Source organism: Pseudomonas sp. 05N432, assembly GCF_056396945.1.
The window spans coordinates 1-386 of the sequence record NZ_JBFTMM010000103.1 but is presented as its reverse complement, the minus strand read 5'-3'; the positions used below and the strand labels follow the sequence as shown (position 1 = coordinate 386).

Here is a 386-nt window from a genome sequence, read left to right as displayed (position 1 = left end):
GCACCGTTGGACAGGGTCACGCTCATTGCGGTGCCGGCCGGGTTGGTCAGGGTSGCGGTGTARGTGATCTGACCGCCTTCGGTGACCGAACCGGTSGCCGCCAGGGACAGACCGGTGTTGTCGATCGAATCGGTGATGGTGGTGACCGCCGGCGTCGTGCTCGGGGTCAACTGCTCGAAGTTGCCGCCGGTGGTGCTTTCGATGGTAGTGCTGACGGTGCTGCCGTTTTTGTAGACGTCATTCGCCGGGGTGTCGACCACCACGGAACCGGACGTTTTGCCGGCTTCGATGTTGATCACTGCACCGTTGGACAGGGTCACGCTCATCGCGGTGCCGGCCGGGTTGGTCAGGGTCGCGGTGTAAGTGATCTGACCGCCTTCGGTGAC

At 63.4% G+C, this 386-nt stretch carries 1 protein-coding gene; it reads right to left on the bottom strand.

What is annotated here, in order from left to right; translation table 11 throughout:
* Nucleotides 1-386, bottom strand: a 386-nt coding sequence (locus AC1DHT_RS29455) for an immunoglobulin-like domain-containing protein (protein ID WP_477761614.1), incomplete at both ends; no start/stop codon positions are given.